The sequence below is a fragment of the Frankia sp. AgKG'84/4 genome (assembly GCF_023242965.2).
Lineage (GTDB): Bacteria > Actinomycetota > Actinomycetes > Frankiales > Frankiaceae > Frankia.
In genome coordinates this window covers 1-601 of sequence record NZ_JALKFU020000671.1, presented here as the reverse complement: position 1 = coordinate 601, position 601 = coordinate 1, and the positions used below count along the sequence as shown (strand labels likewise).

Annotated in this window: 1 protein-coding gene; it reads right to left on the bottom strand. The window is 79.9% G+C overall.

Annotation, left to right across the window (positions count from 1 at the left end):
• Positions 1–192 precede the first annotated feature (192 nt).
• The coding region (locus MXD58_RS24555) for an MFS transporter (RefSeq protein ID WP_250610032.1) at positions 193–601 on the bottom strand (409 nt) is incomplete at its 5' end.

The window sequence follows — 601 nt, the reverse complement described above, 5'->3', positions numbered from 1 at the left end:
CCCGCCCCCGCCCCCGGCCCCCCGCCCCCCCCCCCCGCCCCCCCGCCCGCCCCCCCGCGCCCCCCCCCCCCCCCCCCCCCCCCCCCCCCCCACGGGGGAGCTGTCCGCACGGGGGAGCATGATCGGAGGCCTCGTCGGTCGCGCTGTGCGGGCAGACCGTACGGAGCAATCAGTGCGGTGGGCGCGTTCTGGTCAGGGGTGGCCGGCGGGCGAGGCCGCGGCTGGTCCGCGGGCATCCACGTCGGGAAGCCGGTCGCGGCACAGCAGCGCGGTGAGCCCGGCGAGTAGGCCCGCGGCCGCGGGGACGACCAGGCCGAGGCGGGCGCCACCGACGTCGATCAGCCGGCCGGCCAGCGGCGAACCGATGGACAGGCCGCTGGCCACGGCCATCGTGAGCCAGGCGAAGCCCTCGGTGCGGGCGCGGGCGGGGACGAGCCGCACCATCATCGCGTTGACGCCGATCATGGTCGGCGCCGCGGTGGCGCCGGCCAGCAGGGCGAGCGGGATCATCACCGCCACCGTCAGACCGGCCAGGGGCAGCAGGAAGCCGACCGCGAGCAGCGCGACCGAGCGCAGCAGCCGCTCGCGCAGCGGGCGGCGC